A 17,393-nucleotide genomic window follows, 5' to 3' on the forward strand; every position below is an offset into this window, starting at 1 on the left:
CAAGTATTTGGCTTTCGCCAAGCACTCACACCTATCGGTTATTCTGTTTTTTAAAGAGCGGTGCAGGTCGCTGCGTTTCGTTTCCGTCGCTGCGTTGTCTGCTGAGGAGGCGAACTATACCGCCCTGACCCACCCTCGTCAACACCTTATTTTCAAAAAATGCGCTGTTTTTACAGATTTCATCGCAAAGCATTGATTCAAAAAAGAATAAAAACTGAAACAAATTGAATGTCGATGTTGATGCCCCGTCATTTGCTGGTGACTACCGGGATTTCCCGGCAGGAAAATCGTTCAGGATGGTCAAATCAGCAAATCATTTCGCTGTTTATACGCATATTTCATTTTTCTGCTTACTGACAACAACCCCTTCTCGATTTCTGGATAGAAAGCGAGGCTCCCTTTCAGGGAAAGGGCGGGGGAAAGGGGAATCGATGGGAAGGCTGCGGAATTAAATACCTGGTCGGAAGGCCCGGCTTTGCCGGGCCCAGTACAAGCGCACCAAACAACATTGTCAGCAGCCAGAACAGCGCCCAGTGGGCGCTGTGGTTTGCGGGAGCAGATAGGGGCTTACAGTACGTAGCGGGCCAGATCTTCGCGCTGCGACAGCATGTCCAGCTTGCCATCCACATAGTGGGCGTCGATCTTGCAGCTGCCACTGCGCGCATCGTAGGAGACTTCTTCCAGCAGTTTCTCCATTACCGTATACAGACGGCGCGCGCCGATGTTTTCGGTCTTTTCGTTCACCTGCCAGGCGATTTCGGCCAGGCGACGAATACCGGATTCTTCGAATTCCAGTTCAACGCCTTCGGTGGCCAGCAGTGCCTGGTACTGACGGGTGAGGCAGGCATCGGTGCTGGTAAGGATTTGCACGAAGTCTTCCACCGACAGCGAGGAGAGTTCGACGCGGATGGGCAGGCGGCCTTGCAGTTCCGGAATGAGGTCGGACGGCTTGGACAGCTGGAAGGCGCCTGAGGCGATGAACAGGATGTGGTCGGTCTTGACCATGCCGTACTTGGTGGAGACGGTGGTACCTTCCACCAGCGGCAGCAGGTCGCGCTGCACACCGGCGCGGGAGACATCCGCGCCTTGTCCTTCGGAGCGGCTGGTGACCTTGTCGATTTCATCGAGGAAGACGATGCCGTTCTGCTCGACATTTTTCAGCGCGTCGGCCTTGAGCTCGTCTTCGTTGACCAGCTTGGCGGCTTCTTCGTCGATCAAGAGCTTGAAGGCTTCGGCCACTTTCAGCTTGCTGGCCTTTTTCTTGCCGGCGTTCATGCCCTGGAACATGCTTTGCAGCTGGCTGGAGAAGTCTTCCATGCCCGGTGGTGCAAAGATTTCCATCCTGGACTGCGGTGCAGCCACTTCGATTTCGATTTCCTTGTCGTCCAGCTTGCCTTCGCGCAGCATCTTGCGGAATTTCTGCCGGGTGTGGCCGTCTTCCGGCTTGCTGTCTTCCGTCTGCGGTTCGCCAAAGAAACCGGGGGCGCTGCGTGCCGGCGGCAGCAATACGTCGAGGATGCGGTCTTCGGCGGCATCTTCGGCACGTACCCGGTTGCGCTTGATGGCGGCATCGCGGGTTTCCTTGATGGCCACTTCCACCAGATCGCGGATGATGGTGTCGACGTCGCGACCGACATAGCCGACCTCGGTGAACTTGGTGGCTTCCACTTTAATGAAGGGCGCACCAGACAGACGGGCCAGACGGCGGGCGATTTCGGTTTTGCCGACGCCGGTGGGGCCGATCATCAGGATGTTCTTGGGGGTGATTTCGCTGCGCAGCGGCTCGGCCACTTGCTGGCGGCGCCAGCGGTTGCGCAGGGCAATGGCGACGGCGCGCTTGGCGGCGTCCTGGCCAATGATGTGCTTGTTCAGTTCGTGAACGATTTCTTGCGGGGTCATCTGGGTCATGACAGTACTCCCGGCCGGCGCGTGTACGACGCAACGGCCCGTGAATCGATGGGGACGAATGGCTGGGCTTATTCGGCAGCCGGCTGGGCTTCTTCTCCCAGCGTTTCGATGAGGTGGTTCTGGTTGGTATAGATACAGATGTCGCCGGCGATTTCCAGCGACTTCTTCACCACCACGGCCGGGTCCAGCCCGGTATTTTCAAACAGGGCGCGCGCGGCAGACTGGGCAAAGGCGCCGCCGGAGCCGATGGCGGCAATGCCTTGCTCGGGCTCCAGTACATCGCCATTGCCGGTGATGATCAGCGTGGATTCCTGGTCGGCCACGATCAGCATGGCCTCCAGCCGGCGCAGCATGCGGTCGGTGCGCCAGTCCTTGGCCAGTTCGACCGCCGAGCGCACCAGATGGCCCTGGTGTTTTTCCAGCTTGGCTTCAAAGCGTTCGAACAGGGTGAAGGCGTCGGCCGTGCCACCGGCAAAACCGGCCAGCACCTTGCCGTGATAAAGACGACGTATCTTGCGGGCCGTGGACTTGATCACGATATTGCCCAGGGTTACCTGGCCGTCGCCGCCCAGCGCCACGCGCTCGCCACGACGGACGGAGACGATGGTGGTTCCGTCAAACTGCTGCATGTTCTGTTCCAGTCTATTGAATGTGTCTGCGCCAGACTGGCGCGTAATGTGCAATATGCAGCCATTCCGGGCGATTACAAGACAACCCTTTGGCACACATGGCTTATTGCAATAGGGGGTGCAACTGATCTTAATAATTGCTAATGATAATAATTTGCATTATCATTTTGCCATGAATCTCCGACTTCACTCTACTGCCAGCAGGCTGCCTTCTGCGGCATTTCTGGGAAGCTGCAGCCTGCACGGGCTGGCAGTGCTGCTGTTGGCCAGCTGGTTGGCCACCACCCCGCCGGTGACCCTGCCCCAGCTGGCCAGCCTGCCAGCCATGACCCTGGCCGCGCCCAGTGCACCTGCACCTTCTGCTGCGGCTCCGGCGAGGCCGCCAAAGCAAAGCAAGCCAACGCCGGTAGCGAAACCGGCCACGCCCCGGCCCGTTGCCACTGCCGCCCCCAAGCCGACAGCCCGCCCCATCACACGCTCCTCTGTCGCGCCAAGCCCGTCAGCGTCTCCAGCGGAAACAAGCAACCATATGGCAGTCCCTGCCGCTGCGCCAGCCGTGGCGACACCCGCTGCACCGGCTCCGGTAGTACAGGAACCCTTGTACCGCGGTGGCTACCTGAATAACCCCAAGCCGATCTACCCGCCGCTCTCCATCGAGATGGAAGAAACCGGCACCGTACGCCTGCGCGTTCAGGTCAGCGCCCAGGGTCTGCCGCTGGCGGTGGAACTGGAACAAACCAGCGGCTTTCCCCGGCTGGACCGGGCGGCGCTGACCGCAGTGCGCGGCTGGAAGTTCACCCCGGCCAAGCGTGGTGATGAGGCCATTCCTTATACCTTTATTGTCCCCGTTCAATTTTCCCTGAAGAACCTGCGTAAACCATGAAGCTACTGACTGTCTTTCAGCAAGGGGATGTTGTGTTGATCACAACATTCATGATTCTCATCCTGATGTCGATTGCCACCTGGTCGCTGATCCTGCAACGCGGGGTACAGACCTATCGCCTGCGCCGGGCCAATCGCCAGGCCGAAACGGCACTATGGGATGCGCCGGACTGGCATAGCGCCGAGCAGGCACTGGGCGAGTCAAACGCGCCGATTGCACACATCACTCGCCAGGGACTGGCGGCCTTACGCCACCATCAGCAGCATGCCGAGCGCTCTTTGGGCAAGGCTTGTGATCTGAATGAATTCGTCACCCGCGCCATCCGCAAGGCACTGGCCCAGGAAAACGCCCGGCAGGAAAGCGGCATGACCCTGTTGGCGTCGATTGGCTCCACTGCACCGTTCATCGGCCTGTTTGGCACGGTGTGGGGGATTTATCACGCGCTGGTGAATATCGGCACGGCCGGTCAGGTGAGCATTGCCACCGTGGCCGGCCCCATCGGTGAAGCCCTGATCGCCACTGCGGCCGGTCTGGCCGCCGCCATTCCCGCGGTGCTGGCCTATAACGCCTTCACCCGCAGCCAGCGCGTGCAGTCGCAACTGCTGGATCACTTTGCCCATGACCTGCACGCCCAGTTGCTGACCCAGCCGGAGTCTGCCCATGGCATTCGGTAGTTTCGACAAGGGGCCCGGCGCCCCCATGGCCGAGATCAACACCACGCCGCTGGTGGATGTGATGCTGGTGCTGCTGGTGGTATTCATCATCACCGCACCGCTGCTGACCAACACGGTGAAGCTGGATCTGCCGCAAGCCGCGGCGGCCCAGCACCAGGACAAGCCGGAACAGATCCGTCTGTCCATCAATGCTGCCGGTGCCTTGTTCTGGAATGACCAGCCGGTCAGCCAGGGTGCCTTGGCCGCCCGCTTTACCGCTGCCGTGCAGGCCAATCCCAAGGTGGAACTGAACCTGCGCGCCGACAAGAGCGTGCGCTATGAGCTGGTGGCCACCACGCTGGCCGCAGCCCAGCAAAGCGGCGTCAGCCGCATCGGCTTTGTCACCGAAGCACCCTAAGCGCCACACCCCGTTGTTCTGACAATCGGTCCGTCACGGGGGTGACTGGCCGATTGTTACTCTCCCCTGCCCTGGTTTGCTGCAACCCATGCTGCCCACACAGCATGCGGGAACGGCTGCGTCACGCCCATGCACAGGCCAGGACTTTGCTTTCTGTGATAGGCACACAATAAAAGAGGATCAAATGAAACAAAGCTTGCAACAATCGCCCCACCTTGCGCAGCGCAAACTACCGGCGCGCATGGCCGTTGGCATGCTGGCCGTGGCGCTGAGCCCCAGCCTGGCCCTGGCGGCCGAAACCGGCCAGACGCTGGAAACCGTCACCGTGGAGGGTGAAGCCCCGCTACGCGACACCTACAAGACGGAAACCACCAGCATTGGCAAAACCAAGCAGCAGCTGCGTGATATTCCGCAATCCATCACCGTGGTCAACCAGCAACTGATGCAGGATCAGGGCGTGGCCACGCTGAAGGACGCGCTGCGCAATGTACCGGGCATCACCTTTGCCGCTGGCGAAGGCGGGCGTAGTGGCGACCAGGTGGTGATTCGCGGCTTCTCCGCCGCCACCGACACCTATCGCGACGGCATGCGCGATATCGGCCAGTACAACCGTGATGCCTTCAACGATGACAAGGTGGAAGTGCTGAAGGGTGCCAGCTCGATGCTGTTTGGCCGCGGCTCCACCGGCGGCGTGGTCAACCAGGTCAGCAAAACGCCCTATCTGGGCAGCAAGCTGGACGGTGACCTCACCATCGGCACCAATGACTACCAGCGCGTGACCGCCGACATCAACCAGATGACCGGCGATCACTCTGCGGTTCGGCTGAACCTGATGGACACCCACGACGGTAGTGATCGCGGTGCGGCCAAGAACGAGCGCTGGGGCATTGCACCGTCCGTCGCCTTTGGCCTGGGCGAGCCCACCACGGTGGTGCTGTCCTATATGCATCAGGAAGAAAACAATGTGCCGGACTACGGCGTGCCGTACAACTCGGTCACACGCGAACCACTGAGCGTGGACCGCAGCAAGTTCTACGGTTTTGACAGCGATTACGAAAAAACCAGTGCCGATATCGTCACCGCCAAAGTCACCCACGATTTTGGCAATGGCACCGAGCTGAGCAACCAGTTGCGCTACAACCGCTTCTGGCGTGATGTCAGCCCCACCGCCCCGCGCCTGGCCAGTACCGACACCAGCGCCAGCGGCCAGATGCGTCGCAGCAAGCCAATGCGCGACGGCGTGGACCAGTCTGTCAACAACCAGACCGACCTGACCACCCGCTTTGCCACCGGCGACATTCGCCACACCTTGCTGACCGGGCTGGAAATGACTTACGAGCTGTCCGACACCAGCCGTTACGCCCTGCTCAATGCCCTGCCCACCACCACCATTGGCAACCCGGTCTCCTCCACCGCCTATAACGCTGCCCGCTATCGCAGCAGCAATACCAAGTTCCAGGCCAGTGACATTGCGCTATACAGCATGGACACCATCGAGCTGACCCGGCAGTGGAAAGCCGTGCTGGGTGCACGCTTTGACCGCTTCGAAGGGGATTACAATGTGCGCGGCTTCAATTCCGACGGCAGCGTGAACAGCAGCAACACCTACGACCTGTCGCGCACGGATAATGTGTGGAGCTGGCGTAGCGGCCTGATCTGGCAGCCGGACATGGCCCAGTCCTACTACTTCAGCTACGGCACCTCATTCAACCCCTCTGGCGAAACCTATGCACTGGACAAGGCCACCGCCAAGGTTGACCCGGAGAAAAACCGCAATATCGAACTGGGTGCCAAATGGGACTTGCTGGATGGCGATGCCAGCCTGCGTGCAGCACTGTTCCGCATTGAAAAAACCAACGAGCGCAATACCGACCCTGACGACACCACGCTGGTTACGCTATCCGGCAAGCGTCACACCAACGGGATAGAAGTGGAAGGCAATGGTCGCCTGACCGAGCGCTGGGAAATTTTCGCTGGCGTCACCTTCATGGACTCCAAGATCGACAAAGCCGCGCCAGGCCAGAACAGCACCACCGGCAAGATGCCGCGCTACACCCCGCGCGCTACCGCCAATATCTGGACCACTTACAAGTTGACCGACCAGATTACCGGCGGCCTTGGTGCCACCTATGTCGGCAAGCGCTATGCCAACGAGACCAACACGCTGTATCTGCCGTCCTACACGGTGGCCAATGCCATGCTCAGTTATGAAACCAAGCATTATCGTTTCCAGCTGAACCTGAACAACCTCAGCAACAAGACCTATTACGACGGTGCCTATACCGGCCATGCCACCGTGGGCACGCCCCGCGAAGCGCAGCTGACCATCGGCCTGAAATACTAAGTCCCTGCGCCAGCCGCCCTTGACTGCGGCTGGCGTTTTTTTACCTGACCGGCGCCAGCCCTTTTGTAGTCTGACAGTGCCCGGTACACGCGGAGTCCAACCCATGCTGCTGCATATCCCCGACGTCCTTACCCCCGAAGAACTGGCCCATGGCCGCATGCTGCTGTCCCAGGCCGACTGGGCTGATGGCCGCATCACGGCCGGCAGCCAGTCCGCACAGGTCAAACGCAATCTGCAATTGCCCCAACATCTGGAGATTGCCCGCGAACTGCAAGCCATGGTGGAAGCGGCACTCAAACGCAACACGCTGTTCTTCTCCGCCGCACTGCCCAAAACCGTTTTCCCGCCGCTGTTCAACTGCTACCAGGGCGGCATGGACTTTGGCAATCATGTGGACAATGCGGTGCGCAGCCACCCTTTTGACCAGAGCTGGGTGCGCACCGATGTCTCATGCACCCTGTTCTTCAGCCAGCCGGACGAATACGACGGCGGCGAACTGGTGGTGGAAGATACTTATGGCCTGCATAGCGTCAAGCTGCCGGCCGGCGACATGGTGCTCTACCCCTCCACCAGCCTGCATCGCGTTGAGCCGGTTAGCCGTGGAGCGCGCATTGCCTCTTTTTTCTGGACCCAAAGCATGATCCGGGACGATGCCAAGCGCGGCCTGCTGTTCGACATGGACATGGCCATCTCGCGCTTGCGCCAGCAACACGGTGATACCGCCGAACTGGTCACGCTGACCGCGAACTATCACAACCTGTTGCGAATGTGGGCAGATCTATAGCCTTGCGGAGATATTTCTTGTTTCAATCTCAAAAAAACTGATTACTGTCATGAAATTTCCTGGCACAAGTAAGTAAAGTTCCCTACAGAGCTACTTAATCGACATATGCCTGATGGCATAAGCCTAGCGGAAACCCTCCATGACGCAGCTGATCAGAACCCAACCTAGCAAGGAAGTACAGCTGGAAGCCGATGAACTGATTGTCACCAAGACGGACAGTACCGGCCACATCACCTATGCCAATCGCGTCTTCATGCAATTGGCTGAATATCCGGAAAACGAATTGCTGGGCAAACCGCACAACCTGATCCGCCACCCGGACATGCCACGCGGGGTATACCGGCTGATGTGGAAGACGCTGCAGGCGGGGCGCGAGTTTTTCGGCGTGGTCAAAAACTACACCGCCAGCGGTAATTATTACTGGGTACTGGCCAATGTCACCCCGGACTACGACAGCAAAAACCAGCTGCAAGGTTACTTTTCCGTGCGCCGCCCACCTGGCCGCCGGGCGGTGGAAGCCGTCATTCCCATTTATGCCAGGATGTGCCAGCTGGAAAGCAGCCACAACAAGGCCGCGGCGCCGGATGCCTCCATGGAGTGGTTACTGGCCGAACTGGAAAAACAGGGCCACAGCTATGAAAGCTTTGTCCTGTCCCTGCTCGACACCAACCTTACCTCCGGGAAAACTGCATGATGGCCCGCCGCACCCGCTCCCCCTTTCTGCGCACCCGCCTTGGCTACTGGCTGATCGCTTTCAATACCCTGACGCTGTGCACCGTACTGGCTTCGCTCCTGCTGCCCGACAGCTGGCGACTGGGCGTGGAAGTCTTCCTGATGGTGTTTTGCTTGCTGCTGTCGGTCATGGTGTGGGTTGGCAGCGGCCGCATCTTCGCCGTGCTCAACACCCTGCATGAGCAACTGGGCTATGCCTGCGACGGCGAACTGCACCACCGCGCCTCGCGCACCCGCGACATGGGCGAAGTGGGCCTGGTGGCCTGGGAGCTGAATGACTTCCTCGATCTGGTGGAAACCTATTTCAAGGAAATCAACACCAGCTTTCGCCGGGTCAGTGACAATGACTACAGCCGCCGCCCGCTGTGCCAGGGCTTGCCCGGCATGTTTGCCGAATCGCTGCGCAATGTGGACAGCGCCATTCAGGCCATGGCCGACAATGACGGCTATATCCGCAGGAATCGGCTGTCTTCCCAGCTGGCCGCACTGAACAACCCGCATCTTCGCCAGAACCTGGCCAGCAACCAGAGCGACCTGAGCCAGATCAGCACGGCCATGGACCAGGTATCCGGCATTACCCGCGACACTGCCAGTGCCTCGCGCGAGAGCCTGGATAGCGCCGTGCTGCTGTCCGGTCATATGGACACGATTGCCGGCAGCGTGGTGAGCATGAACGAGGCCAGCAGTGCGCTGGCACAGGAGTGGACCGGCATCGAATCCTCGCTGGCCGCCATTTCCGCCATTGCCGACCAGACTAATCTGCTGGCGCTGAATGCCGCCATCGAAGCCGCCCGTGCCGGCGAAATGGGCCGCGGCTTTGCCGTGGTGGCGGACGAGGTACGCAAGCTGGCCGAGCGCAGCAAGGACACGGCCCACCGCGTGCAGTCGGTGCTGGGCAGCCTGTCCAGCCGCATTGGCGACATGCAAAGCCGCGCCGGCGAAGCCGGCTCGGTGGCCGCCGAGGTCAAGTCATCGGTCGAATCCTTCCGCAACCGCTTCGCCACACTGGCCGAACAATCGGATACCGTACTGGGTCAGGTGCAGAAAGTGCGCGACATGTCCCAGGTTTCACTGCAGAAGGTGGGCCATGTCATGCACAAGCAGATGGTCTATCACGCTCTGGAAGAAGGCCGGGCCATCACCCATGGCAGTGACCTGGCACAGTGGAGTCAGGCAGAGGGCCTGAACAGCTTTGGCAGCACCCGCTCCTTCAGCCAGCTGGCCGCCACCGACCAGCGGGTTGCCGACAGCATCGAACAGGCCATTGCCGCCACCAGTACCGGCATGCAGCTGGATGAGGATGCCATCCTCCGCCATATGCATGCGCTGGAGCAGGACAGTGCGCTTGTCTTGCAGCTGCTGGACCGGATGGTGGAAGAGAAAAATGCACTGTCGACAACTGCGCCACGCTAAGCGCAGCTGACAACATCCTGCGGCGGCCGGTCTTGCGTCTGGGCGGCAGGGCGATCAAGACCGTCGCTGCACCACCCCTGGCCGCCCCCCCCATCCGCCACCGAGCAAGCCTCCCGCAACAACAGCGGCTGGTCCTGACCAGCCGCTGTTTTTCTTTCCCGCGCAGCCTGTCCGCTTCAGGCCGGCATCAGCGGCGGCTGGCCTCGAACAGGAACCAGCTGCGGCGCTCCGTCTCGTCTATCCAGTTCTCGATCAGACTCGCACCGGCAATATCGCGATGCTCCTCGCAGACGCCATGTGCCTCGCGCAAGCGGGCAGCCAGCGTCACATTATCCTCGCGCAACTCGGCCAGCATGTCCTGTGGCGTAACGTAGCTGGCATCGTTGTCCTTGATGCGCTGCTGGCGAGCGATATGGCCGATGGAGCGCAGGGTGGAGCCACCCACCTTGCGGATGCGTTCCGCCAGCGGGTCGGTCATGGCATACAGCTGATCACCCTGCTCATCCAGCAGCAGGTGGTAGTCCCTGAAGTGCGGACCACTGACATGCCAGTGGAAATTCTTGGTTTTCAGGTACAAGGCAAAAACATCGGCCAGCAAGCCATTCAAGGCAGCACTGATATCGCGGGTTGCTGCTGCGCTTAAATCACTGGGGGTGTGCAGCGCGGCATCCGGTTTGGCATGCAGGGCTTTGGCATCGTTTGACTGTGTCATGGCTGGATTCTTTCTGTGAATGGCAAACTGCAGCCTGCCTGTATGTGTGCTTGGCAGGTGGCTGCCTCAGAAAACTATGGTGAGCGGCCAGTCAACACAATGGGAAATTTCTATGAAAATCCATCGTATTTTCCGAAGCACATGCACACCCTCCCGGCAGCGCCCTCCCCTTTGCTGTGCCCAACTGCGCCCAGCCGCCCTGCACAGCTCACTCTCCCTGGCGTGATACCCATTCCGGAAACAGACAGCGCCTGTTTGGTAAAAACAGATATTTACGTAAATATGAAATGTATTTCATTATATAAATTACAATTCTGCTGTTGCTTAATTTTTCATCACCCCAAAATACATAAAACTCTCTTGCAAAAAACTGCAAGAAATAGCTGATTTACCGATGGCGATACCTGTCCTGGGCAAGGGTGACAGCAAAGCCAGCACGGAATTGCGACCGTGCACACCAGCACACAGCAGGAGATTGCACAGACGGACCCAAGCCATGAGTACCCGGCAGCGTGTACCGGCAAGTCCATGGCATGCAGTCAGGCACACCGACCCGGCAGGCCATGCAGCCTGATCAGGCCAACATCGGCATGCAGCGCAGCCGGGCGCAACCGCACGGCATGGCGGCTACCGTAGTAACAGTAAAGTGGGGAGAGCGCGGGAGAAGCAGGACAGCGCCAGCCATGGGCGGCCGCAGTGGGGCGAACCAGGTAGCGTGGCCGTTGAAGCCAGCTGCGGCGAGTCTGACGGTGCAAACGCGGGCCAGGAGAGACAAGGCCGCGGTAGGGCGTTTGTCAGGGGAAGCAGAAAATCAGCAAGAAGATCGGGCATGCATGACGCCAGCCTGCGCGTGGCGGCGAGTCTGGATCATGAATCGAGCAGGCCGGCAGCGTGGATGGCCCGGCTGCACCAGCCGGCATGGCCATAGCGGGCCACCACCGGCCGCGACATGGCGGCTGGTGGCGTGCAGAAGCGCGGCCCATGGCTGTATTTTGAGGAGAAACTGATGAGGGCGTGCCGGCGAGCGAGGCTTAGCGTTTTATTACCTGTCACTAGGTAATTGCCACAATGCGCCGCATGGCAAATGCATGCAAGACTGCACGCTGCAGGCAGAGTCTGTTCACAGGCCCACTCCCTTGATGACAAAGCAGAATGGCGATGAAACATCTTTTTGGTGCACTACTGGGTGGCGTGACCGCCGCCGCCTTTGCCCAGCGCTTATTGAGCGGCTCGAGCCGGCTGGTGATCGATGTCAGCTCCAGCGAAGAATTCAGTGCCGAGCACATTCCCGGCGCGCGCTCCCTGCCACTGGAGCAGCTGGAACAACAGGCCAGCAGCACCATTCCCGATCCGGCCACGCCGCTGGCGCTTTACTGCCGTACCGGTGAGCGGGCCAGGCTGGCCGCCGCCCGCCTGCGCAGCCTGGGTTACACCCAGATCGAAAACATCGGCGGCATGCGCGAAGCCATGCAGAGGCTGCATCAGCTGCTGTAAGCCCCACCCTGACCGACTTAGACCCGCTAACAAAACCCCCGCTCCTGCCTTGCGCCTGCTTGCCGTACTCTTTGGTACTGTCTGCGTCGGCGCGCCTTGGCCCGGCTGCTCCACGAGGGTTTTTCAGCCGCGCCTAGCCTTTCGGTGCAAAGCCGAAACTGGCCAGTTCCGCGGCGCTCAGATAGCGCCACTGCCCTTCGTCCAACTCGCCCAGACTGAGCTCGCCAACCGTCAGCCGGTGCAGATCCATCACCCGATTGCCGGCAGCCGCCACCATGCGTTTTACCTGATGGTACTTGCCCTGGGTAATGGTCATGCGGATGGTGATCTCGTCCACCACCTCCACCTGGTCGGCGGCGATTTTCTCGTTGTCATCCTTGAGGAAAACACCAGCCAGCAAGTGTTTCACCAGCTCGGGCGTCGCCGGGTGCTTCAGGGTGACCTCGTAGCATTTGGGCACATGACGCTTGGGCGAGCTGAGTGCATGCACGAACTGGCCGTCATTGGTCAGCAGCAGCAAGCCGGTGGTATCGACATCCAGCCGGCCTACCGCCGAGATGTCCAGATTGCCGAACTGCCACGGCAGCAGGGTATACACGCTGGGGTGGTGCATGGGCTTGTGCGAGGTTTCATAACCGTCCGGCTTGTGCAGCATGACGTAGATGGGACCGGACTGCAGCTGCCATGGCTCGCCATCCACCACCAGCTCATCGATATCATCCAGCTGGTACGCCTGACGGTAATCCTCGGCCACTACGCCGTTGACTTCCACCAATCCGTATTCCACCAGCTTGCGGCATTCCTTGCGGCTGCCAAAGCCTTGTTGTTGCAATAGTCTGTAGAGTTCCATGGGTGGAATGTTAGCACGCCCCCCGCGCCAGGGGATGGCAGCGGCCAGCTAATGACCAGCGCCGCGGCCTTGCCTATGATGAGGCATGCCTGCCGGCGCGCTTGCGCCGCTACCTGAACCGCCGGAAGCCCGCTGATGACTTATCCCCGCATGGCCCTGCGCAGCCTCGCCACCATCCGCCACGAGCGGTTTCGCCTGCTGCGCGCATTGAGTACCAGCACACTGCTGTTCCTGCCGGCCATGGTGTTTGCGCTCACCGACCAGCCGGCGGGCTGGATTTTCCCCTTCACCCTGACCACGGCCTATTCGATGATGATCGTGCTGCTGGCCGGACGGCTGCAATGGGTGTCGCTGGCAGGGCTGCCGGCCATGCAATGGCTGGGCCAGGCCAGCCAGGGGCAGGATGGCCTGATGCTGGCGGCACTGGTTTGCATGTTGCTGCTGATGGCGACGGCGGCACGACGCGGTCTGCACAAGGGCTTGCAATTCTGGGTGTTCTGCCTGTTGCTCAGCAATATGATGCCGGCCTCGTCCTTGCCGCTCGGCCAGCATCTGCTGCTGGCCGGCAGCGGTGCCGTTTATGGCCTGCTGCTGGGGCGCTGGGGGCTGCGGGGCTGGGCAAGGGTGTTGCCAGGCGCCGCACGAGCCGATGCCCGGCGCTATGCCTGGCACCTGACGCTGTGGGGCTGCCTGGCATGGCTGGCGGCAGCCCACCTGCATCTGCCGCATACCTGGTGGCTGCCCGTGCTGGTGGTGGGCATCATCGACCCCTCACCCCGGCGCATGATCTGGCTGGTCAAGGAAAGGGTCTATGGCACCCTGATCGGCGGCTTGCTGGCTGCAGGCCTGGCCTGGTGGCAGCCTGTTCCCGCCATTCACATGCTGGTGCTGTGCCTGACACTGACTGCCGCGCTAATGCTGATGCAGCGCAGCTTTCGCTGGTTTATTGCCGGCCTGACCCTGCTGGTACTATCCGTGATGCCGGTGACCCAGATACAGCACGGCGTGGTTGAACGGGTGGCGGATACCCTGCTGGTCGGCGTGCTGCTCGCCAGCCTGGCATGGTGGCTGGAGCTGGGCGTCAAGCAACTGCATGCTCAAGACAAGGCCGGCTGACTGCGCTGCGCCAGGCACACCCGGTCCCGTCCCTGTGCCTTGGCCTGGTACAGCGCCGCATCGGCGGCGTGAATCAGGCTTTCCGGGTCCTCGCCGTGCAGCGGGCACACCGACAGGCCAATGGACAGGGTAATGTGCAGCCGGTGCTCCAGCGCCTGGATGGGCAGCTGCCTGACCGCCTCGCATAGCTGCTGCGCCTTCTGGCTGGCGGCATCCAGCGCAATGCCCGGCATCAGGATGCAAAACTCCTCGCCGCCATAACGGCAGACGATGTCGCCACTGCGGAAACGGTCGCGCAGGAAAGCCCCCAGCGTGGCCAGCACGGCATCGCCGCACTGGTGGCCATAATTGTCATTGATGCGCTTGAAGTGGTCCGCATCCACCATCAGCACCGCCACCGTACCATCCAGCGCCAGCATGTGCGCCAGCAGGCGCGGCAGGATTTCATCCAGATAGCGGCGATTGAACAGGCCGGTGAGCGGGTCGCGCCTGACCTGTTCGCGCAGGCCGACCTGCAATGATTCGATTTCCGCCACATGCTGGCGCAGGGCATCGTTGGCGGCATGCAGGCTGCGTTCCAGCCGTTTGCGTTCGCTGATGTCGTTGATGCCGCTGATGACATACAGCTCCTGATCGCTGTGCACTACCGCACAGGAAACCAGCGCCCAGAACTGGCGGCCTTCGGCATCGTGCAGCTGCACTTCATGATCCCGCACCGCCCCCTGGCTGCGCAGCAGGGCGGAGATGCCTTCCCGCTCGGCCGGATCGACATAGAAATCCTGCACCCGGCGCTGCTGCCCATCCAGACGGCACTTGAACAGACTTTCCGCCTGGGCATTGGCGTAGATCAGGCCACCGCCGTTCAGATTGTTCATGGCCAGCGGAAAGGGTGAGGCATCGGCCATCAGCTTGAGACGGGCCTCGCTTTCGGCCAGCTGGCGGGTGCGCTCCACCACCTTGGCTTCCAGTGTCTGGTTGGCACGACGCAGCCAGTCTTCGGTAAAGCGCCGCTCGGCCACCAGCGCACCAAACACCAGCAAGGCCAGTGACTGCACCAGCAGCAGCATGCCGGCAGCGGCCATGCCGCTGAGACCGGGGTCCTGGTAGGCGGCACCGTTATGCAGCAGCACGCCGCCAAACGCCAGCAGCACGATGCCGCTATGCAGCCAGTAGGCCAGGGCCAGCCGGCAACGGAAGGCCACCCACATCAGGGCGATGCAAAACAGCGGCCACAAGCTGGCCGCCACGCCATGGCGGTAATCGGCCACGATGAATTCCACCACGGCCAGCAGCAGGCTGGTCCACAGCAGCAGCATGCTTTCCAGCCAGCTGGCCGGATTGCGACTGTAGCGGGCCGGTTCGGCTTGCAGCAGGAACAGCGCGGAAGGGGTGAGCGCCAGCATGCCAAACAGCTCGCCCAGCCCACGCGCCAGCAGGCACTGCCAGCGCTCCACACCACTTGGCAGCGTGCTGACATCCAGGAAAAAACCACTCCACAAGGCAGAGAGCAAGGCGCTGCCCACTACCCCGCACCACAGGAAAATCAGCACGCGGGACAGCCGGTAGAAGGGCAAGGCTTGCTGCCGCCGCAACACATAGGCGGCCAGCAATGGGGCAGCAGCCTGCCCCAGCGCGATGGCCAGGGCCGCAGGCCAGGCTTGCTGCAAGATCAGCACATTGCCCAGAGCCATGCCCAGCCACAGGCCGGGGGCAGTGCGCCAGCCCCAGCGCATGGCGATGGCCAGCGCCAGACCGGCCGGCAACCACAGCGGCAAGGCCAGTGGGCCAAAATCCACCGAACGCGGCAGCTGCATGGACAGCAGCGCTGCCAGACACAGCACCGATGCGCTGATCATGGTCCCGCCGGCACTGGCCAGCCATGGCTTCACTGTTTTGCCTGATGTGCTCACCGCGACTCCCCATAGGGCCGTGACCAGACAAAACGGTATTCGTCATTTGTGTCGCGGCATGGGCAGCAAGAATAGCTAAGCATTTTGGATAAATCCACGGATTCATCCATTTACGCTGTCTGCTTGTGGTACTGATCGAACAAACAGGGCGGGCCGCCTGTCGCTGCCGGCCCTGCATGCTGTTCAGGCGCGGCTGATCAGGGGGTTGGGCAGGGTCCAGTAAGGTTCGCGCTGATGCAGACCCTCCAGCAGGGCGTCCAGCTCCCGCTGCATGCTGCTGCGCATCTGCGCCACCAGGGCGGCAGCGCTGCAGTCGGATTGTTCACGCAGCCAGTGGCCGATGTCTATCGGTTCCACCACGCGCATATACAAGGCGCGCGGGCCGGCCGGCCGCGGGAAAAAGGCGTTCAGGGTATCGCGCAGGCGCCCCTTGCAATAATCGTTGCGCACCCGCTTGATGCATTCGGCCACGTGCTCCTGCGCCAGCAAGGGCTGACTGTAGGCCGCCGGGGCCAGCCGCTGCAAACGTTCCCAGCTTGCCAGCAGTGGCTTCATTTCCTGGCGCTGGCTCTCGCTGCGGCTTTCGCGCAGTACCCGGCTCCAGCGACGCCCCGCGCTCAGGCTGGCATGCTCGGCACCGGCCAGCTGGTCGAGCCGGAGCGCCAGCTGCTGTTGCAGGCGCTGCTGGCGGTCGAAATAGGACTGCTCGTGTCGCAAGGGCAGGCTGACGGCACACAGGGCGGCTTCGCGCTCCAGCACGCCGCTCAGCAGCTGGAACAACTGCTGCGGCAAATCGGCATCCGGGCTGACCTCCAGCCGCAGCCGTGCTGCCGTCCACAACAGTTCGCGACGGATGGCGCGTGTTTCATCGTGCAAAAAACGCAGCTTCCACACCACCGGTACGATATGGACCGGGGGCAGCTGCTGCAGCCCCATGGCCTGCAAGCGGGCATGTGCGCCAAGTGCCAGTTCGGCAATCCCCGGAAACAGCGGGGCCAGCCAGTCGGCATGCCAGCCGACGGCGCCCTCCGGGTGCAGCAACACGCCATGGCCTTGCAAGGCCCACTCCACCGAGTGCTGCTTCGCCGCCTGGCTGGCGGCACCGGGAATCTGGGCAATCAGGTTGTTGCGCAGCCAGAAGCGCTGCATGGCCGCCCCCATGCCATTCACCACGGTATGCGTGGCCCAGCTGGCCAGCTGTGGTGCATAACGGGCGGACAGCTCCTTGTCTATCATCCAGTCGGTAAAGAACTCGGGATGATTGGGCCCGATAAAGCTGACATTGCGCGGGCTGAGCGCCTGCCGCAGGCGCGCCTCGTGCTCGGGTGGCAGATGCCATTCGCGGATGTCCGCCACGCCGGAAAAACCCGGCAGCCGCCCCAGCAGCGGCAGGTCGCGCAGCAGCGGCACCCCGTGCAGGTTCAGCCAGCGGTTCACCGGCACCAGAAACTGCATCAAGGCGGCATCGGGGCGGGGTGGCACAAAGGTTTGCAGGCGCGACATGACAGGAGCTCACAACAGAAATAAAACTCTGTTTAACGTGTAAG

The 17,393-nt window shown here is 61.4% G+C and carries 17 protein-coding genes; 10 read left to right on the plus strand and 7 right to left on the minus strand.

Annotated features, from left to right (window positions below; genetic code table 11):
- Positions 1-196 (plus strand): hypothetical protein (locus JHD64_RS22005; RefSeq protein ID WP_233170559.1); only part of this gene is annotated, 196 nt, incomplete at its 5' end.
- A gap of 371 nt (positions 197-567) precedes the next feature.
- Here JHD64_RS22005 and hslU read toward each other — a convergent pair.
- The 3 genes from hslU to JHD64_RS16955 form a co-directional block, all read right to left on the minus strand.
- Entirely contained in the window at positions 568-1,908 is a 1,341-nt protein-coding gene (gene hslU, locus JHD64_RS16945; protein ID WP_199054376.1) for an ATP-dependent protease ATPase subunit HslU, read from the minus strand.
- Between the two features lie 68 nt (positions 1,909-1,976).
- Complete coding sequence (gene hslV, locus JHD64_RS16950) at positions 1,977-2,537, minus strand: ATP-dependent protease subunit HslV (RefSeq protein WP_199054377.1); 561 nt, start codon at positions 2,535-2,537, stop codon at positions 1,977-1,979.
- A gap of 186 nt (positions 2,538-2,723) precedes the next feature.
- A complete protein-coding gene (locus tag JHD64_RS16955; protein WP_199054378.1) occupies positions 2,724-3,008 on the minus strand; it encodes a hypothetical protein in 285 nt (94 codons plus the stop codon).
- A gap of 58 nt (positions 3,009-3,066) precedes the next feature.
- On the opposite strand from JHD64_RS16955, the gene JHD64_RS16960 reads away from it, so the two are divergent.
- From JHD64_RS16960 to JHD64_RS22340, 7 genes are all read left to right on the plus strand, one after another.
- Positions 3,067-3,420, plus strand: a complete 354-nt coding sequence (locus JHD64_RS16960; RefSeq protein WP_199054379.1) for an energy transducer TonB — start codon at positions 3,067-3,069, stop codon at positions 3,418-3,420.
- 32 nt (positions 3,421-3,452) lie between these two features.
- Positions 3,453-4,094 carry a MotA/TolQ/ExbB proton channel family protein gene (locus JHD64_RS16965; RefSeq protein ID WP_239688708.1) on the plus strand — a complete coding sequence of 214 codons (642 nt, stop codon included), beginning with the start codon at positions 3,453-3,455 and terminating at the stop codon, positions 4,092-4,094.
- A complete protein-coding gene (locus JHD64_RS16970; protein ID WP_059286432.1) occupies positions 4,081-4,491 on the plus strand; it encodes a biopolymer transporter ExbD in 411 nt (136 codons plus the stop codon). The genes JHD64_RS16965 and JHD64_RS16970 overlap by 14 nt, the downstream gene beginning before the upstream one ends.
- Before the next feature lie 184 nt (positions 4,492-4,675).
- Positions 4,676-6,835 (plus strand): TonB-dependent siderophore receptor, encoded by a 2,160-nt coding sequence (locus JHD64_RS16975; protein ID WP_199054380.1) that lies wholly within the window; start codon positions 4,676-4,678, stop codon positions 6,833-6,835.
- 103 nt (positions 6,836-6,938) lie between these two features.
- Positions 6,939-7,619: a Fe2+-dependent dioxygenase gene (locus tag JHD64_RS16980; RefSeq protein ID WP_059286434.1), complete on the plus strand. Its 681-nt coding sequence runs from the start codon at positions 6,939-6,941 to the stop codon at positions 7,617-7,619.
- A 139-nt stretch (positions 7,620-7,758) separates the two neighbouring features.
- Positions 7,759-8,313 carry a PAS domain-containing protein gene (locus tag JHD64_RS16985; protein ID WP_199054382.1) on the plus strand — a complete coding sequence of 185 codons (555 nt, stop codon included), beginning with the start codon at positions 7,759-7,761 and terminating at the stop codon, positions 8,311-8,313.
- Entirely contained in the window at positions 8,310-9,764 is a 1,455-nt protein-coding gene (locus tag JHD64_RS22340) for a methyl-accepting chemotaxis protein (protein ID WP_059286436.1), read from the plus strand. Before JHD64_RS16985 ends, JHD64_RS22340 begins: the two co-directional genes overlap by 4 nt.
- A 187-nt stretch (positions 9,765-9,951) precedes the next feature.
- Here JHD64_RS22340 and JHD64_RS16995 read toward each other — a convergent pair whose 3' ends face one another.
- Positions 9,952-10,476: a Dps family protein gene (locus tag JHD64_RS16995; protein WP_110313433.1), complete on the minus strand. Its 525-nt coding sequence runs from the start codon at positions 10,474-10,476 to the stop codon at positions 9,952-9,954.
- 1,158 nt (positions 10,477-11,634) lie between these two features.
- On the opposite strand from JHD64_RS16995, the gene JHD64_RS17000 reads away from it, so the two are divergent.
- The gene (locus tag JHD64_RS17000; RefSeq protein ID WP_059286437.1) at positions 11,635-11,970 is read left to right on the plus strand and encodes a rhodanese-like domain-containing protein; all 336 of its coding nucleotides are present in this window, start codon (positions 11,635-11,637) and stop codon (positions 11,968-11,970) included.
- Positions 11,971-12,103: 133 nt separating this feature from the next.
- Here JHD64_RS17000 and JHD64_RS17005 read toward each other — a convergent pair whose 3' ends face one another.
- Positions 12,104-12,820: a pseudouridine synthase gene (locus JHD64_RS17005; protein WP_199054384.1), complete on the minus strand. Its 717-nt coding sequence runs from the start codon at positions 12,818-12,820 to the stop codon at positions 12,104-12,106.
- 135 nt (positions 12,821-12,955) lie between these two features.
- Between JHD64_RS17005 and JHD64_RS17010 the strand changes: the two genes are divergently transcribed.
- The gene (locus JHD64_RS17010; protein ID WP_110313432.1) at positions 12,956-13,936 is read left to right on the plus strand and encodes an FUSC family protein; all 981 of its coding nucleotides are present in this window, start codon (positions 12,956-12,958) and stop codon (positions 13,934-13,936) included.
- Here the strand turns inward: JHD64_RS17010 and JHD64_RS17015 are convergent.
- Both JHD64_RS17015 and JHD64_RS17020 read right to left on the minus strand, forming a co-directional pair.
- A complete protein-coding gene (locus tag JHD64_RS17015) occupies positions 13,918-15,792 on the minus strand; it encodes a diguanylate cyclase (protein WP_199054386.1) in 1,875 nt (624 codons plus the stop codon). The two genes, JHD64_RS17010 and JHD64_RS17015, sit on opposite strands and share 19 nt — an antisense overlap.
- A gap of 237 nt (positions 15,793-16,029) precedes the next feature.
- Entirely contained in the window at positions 16,030-17,349 is a 1,320-nt protein-coding gene (locus JHD64_RS17020; protein ID WP_199054388.1) for a hypothetical protein, read from the minus strand.
- Between the last annotated feature and the right edge of the window lie 44 nt (positions 17,350-17,393).

Source organism: Aquitalea sp. ASV15, assembly GCF_016429115.1.
GTDB lineage: Bacteria > Pseudomonadota > Gammaproteobacteria > Burkholderiales > Chromobacteriaceae > Aquitalea > Aquitalea magnusonii.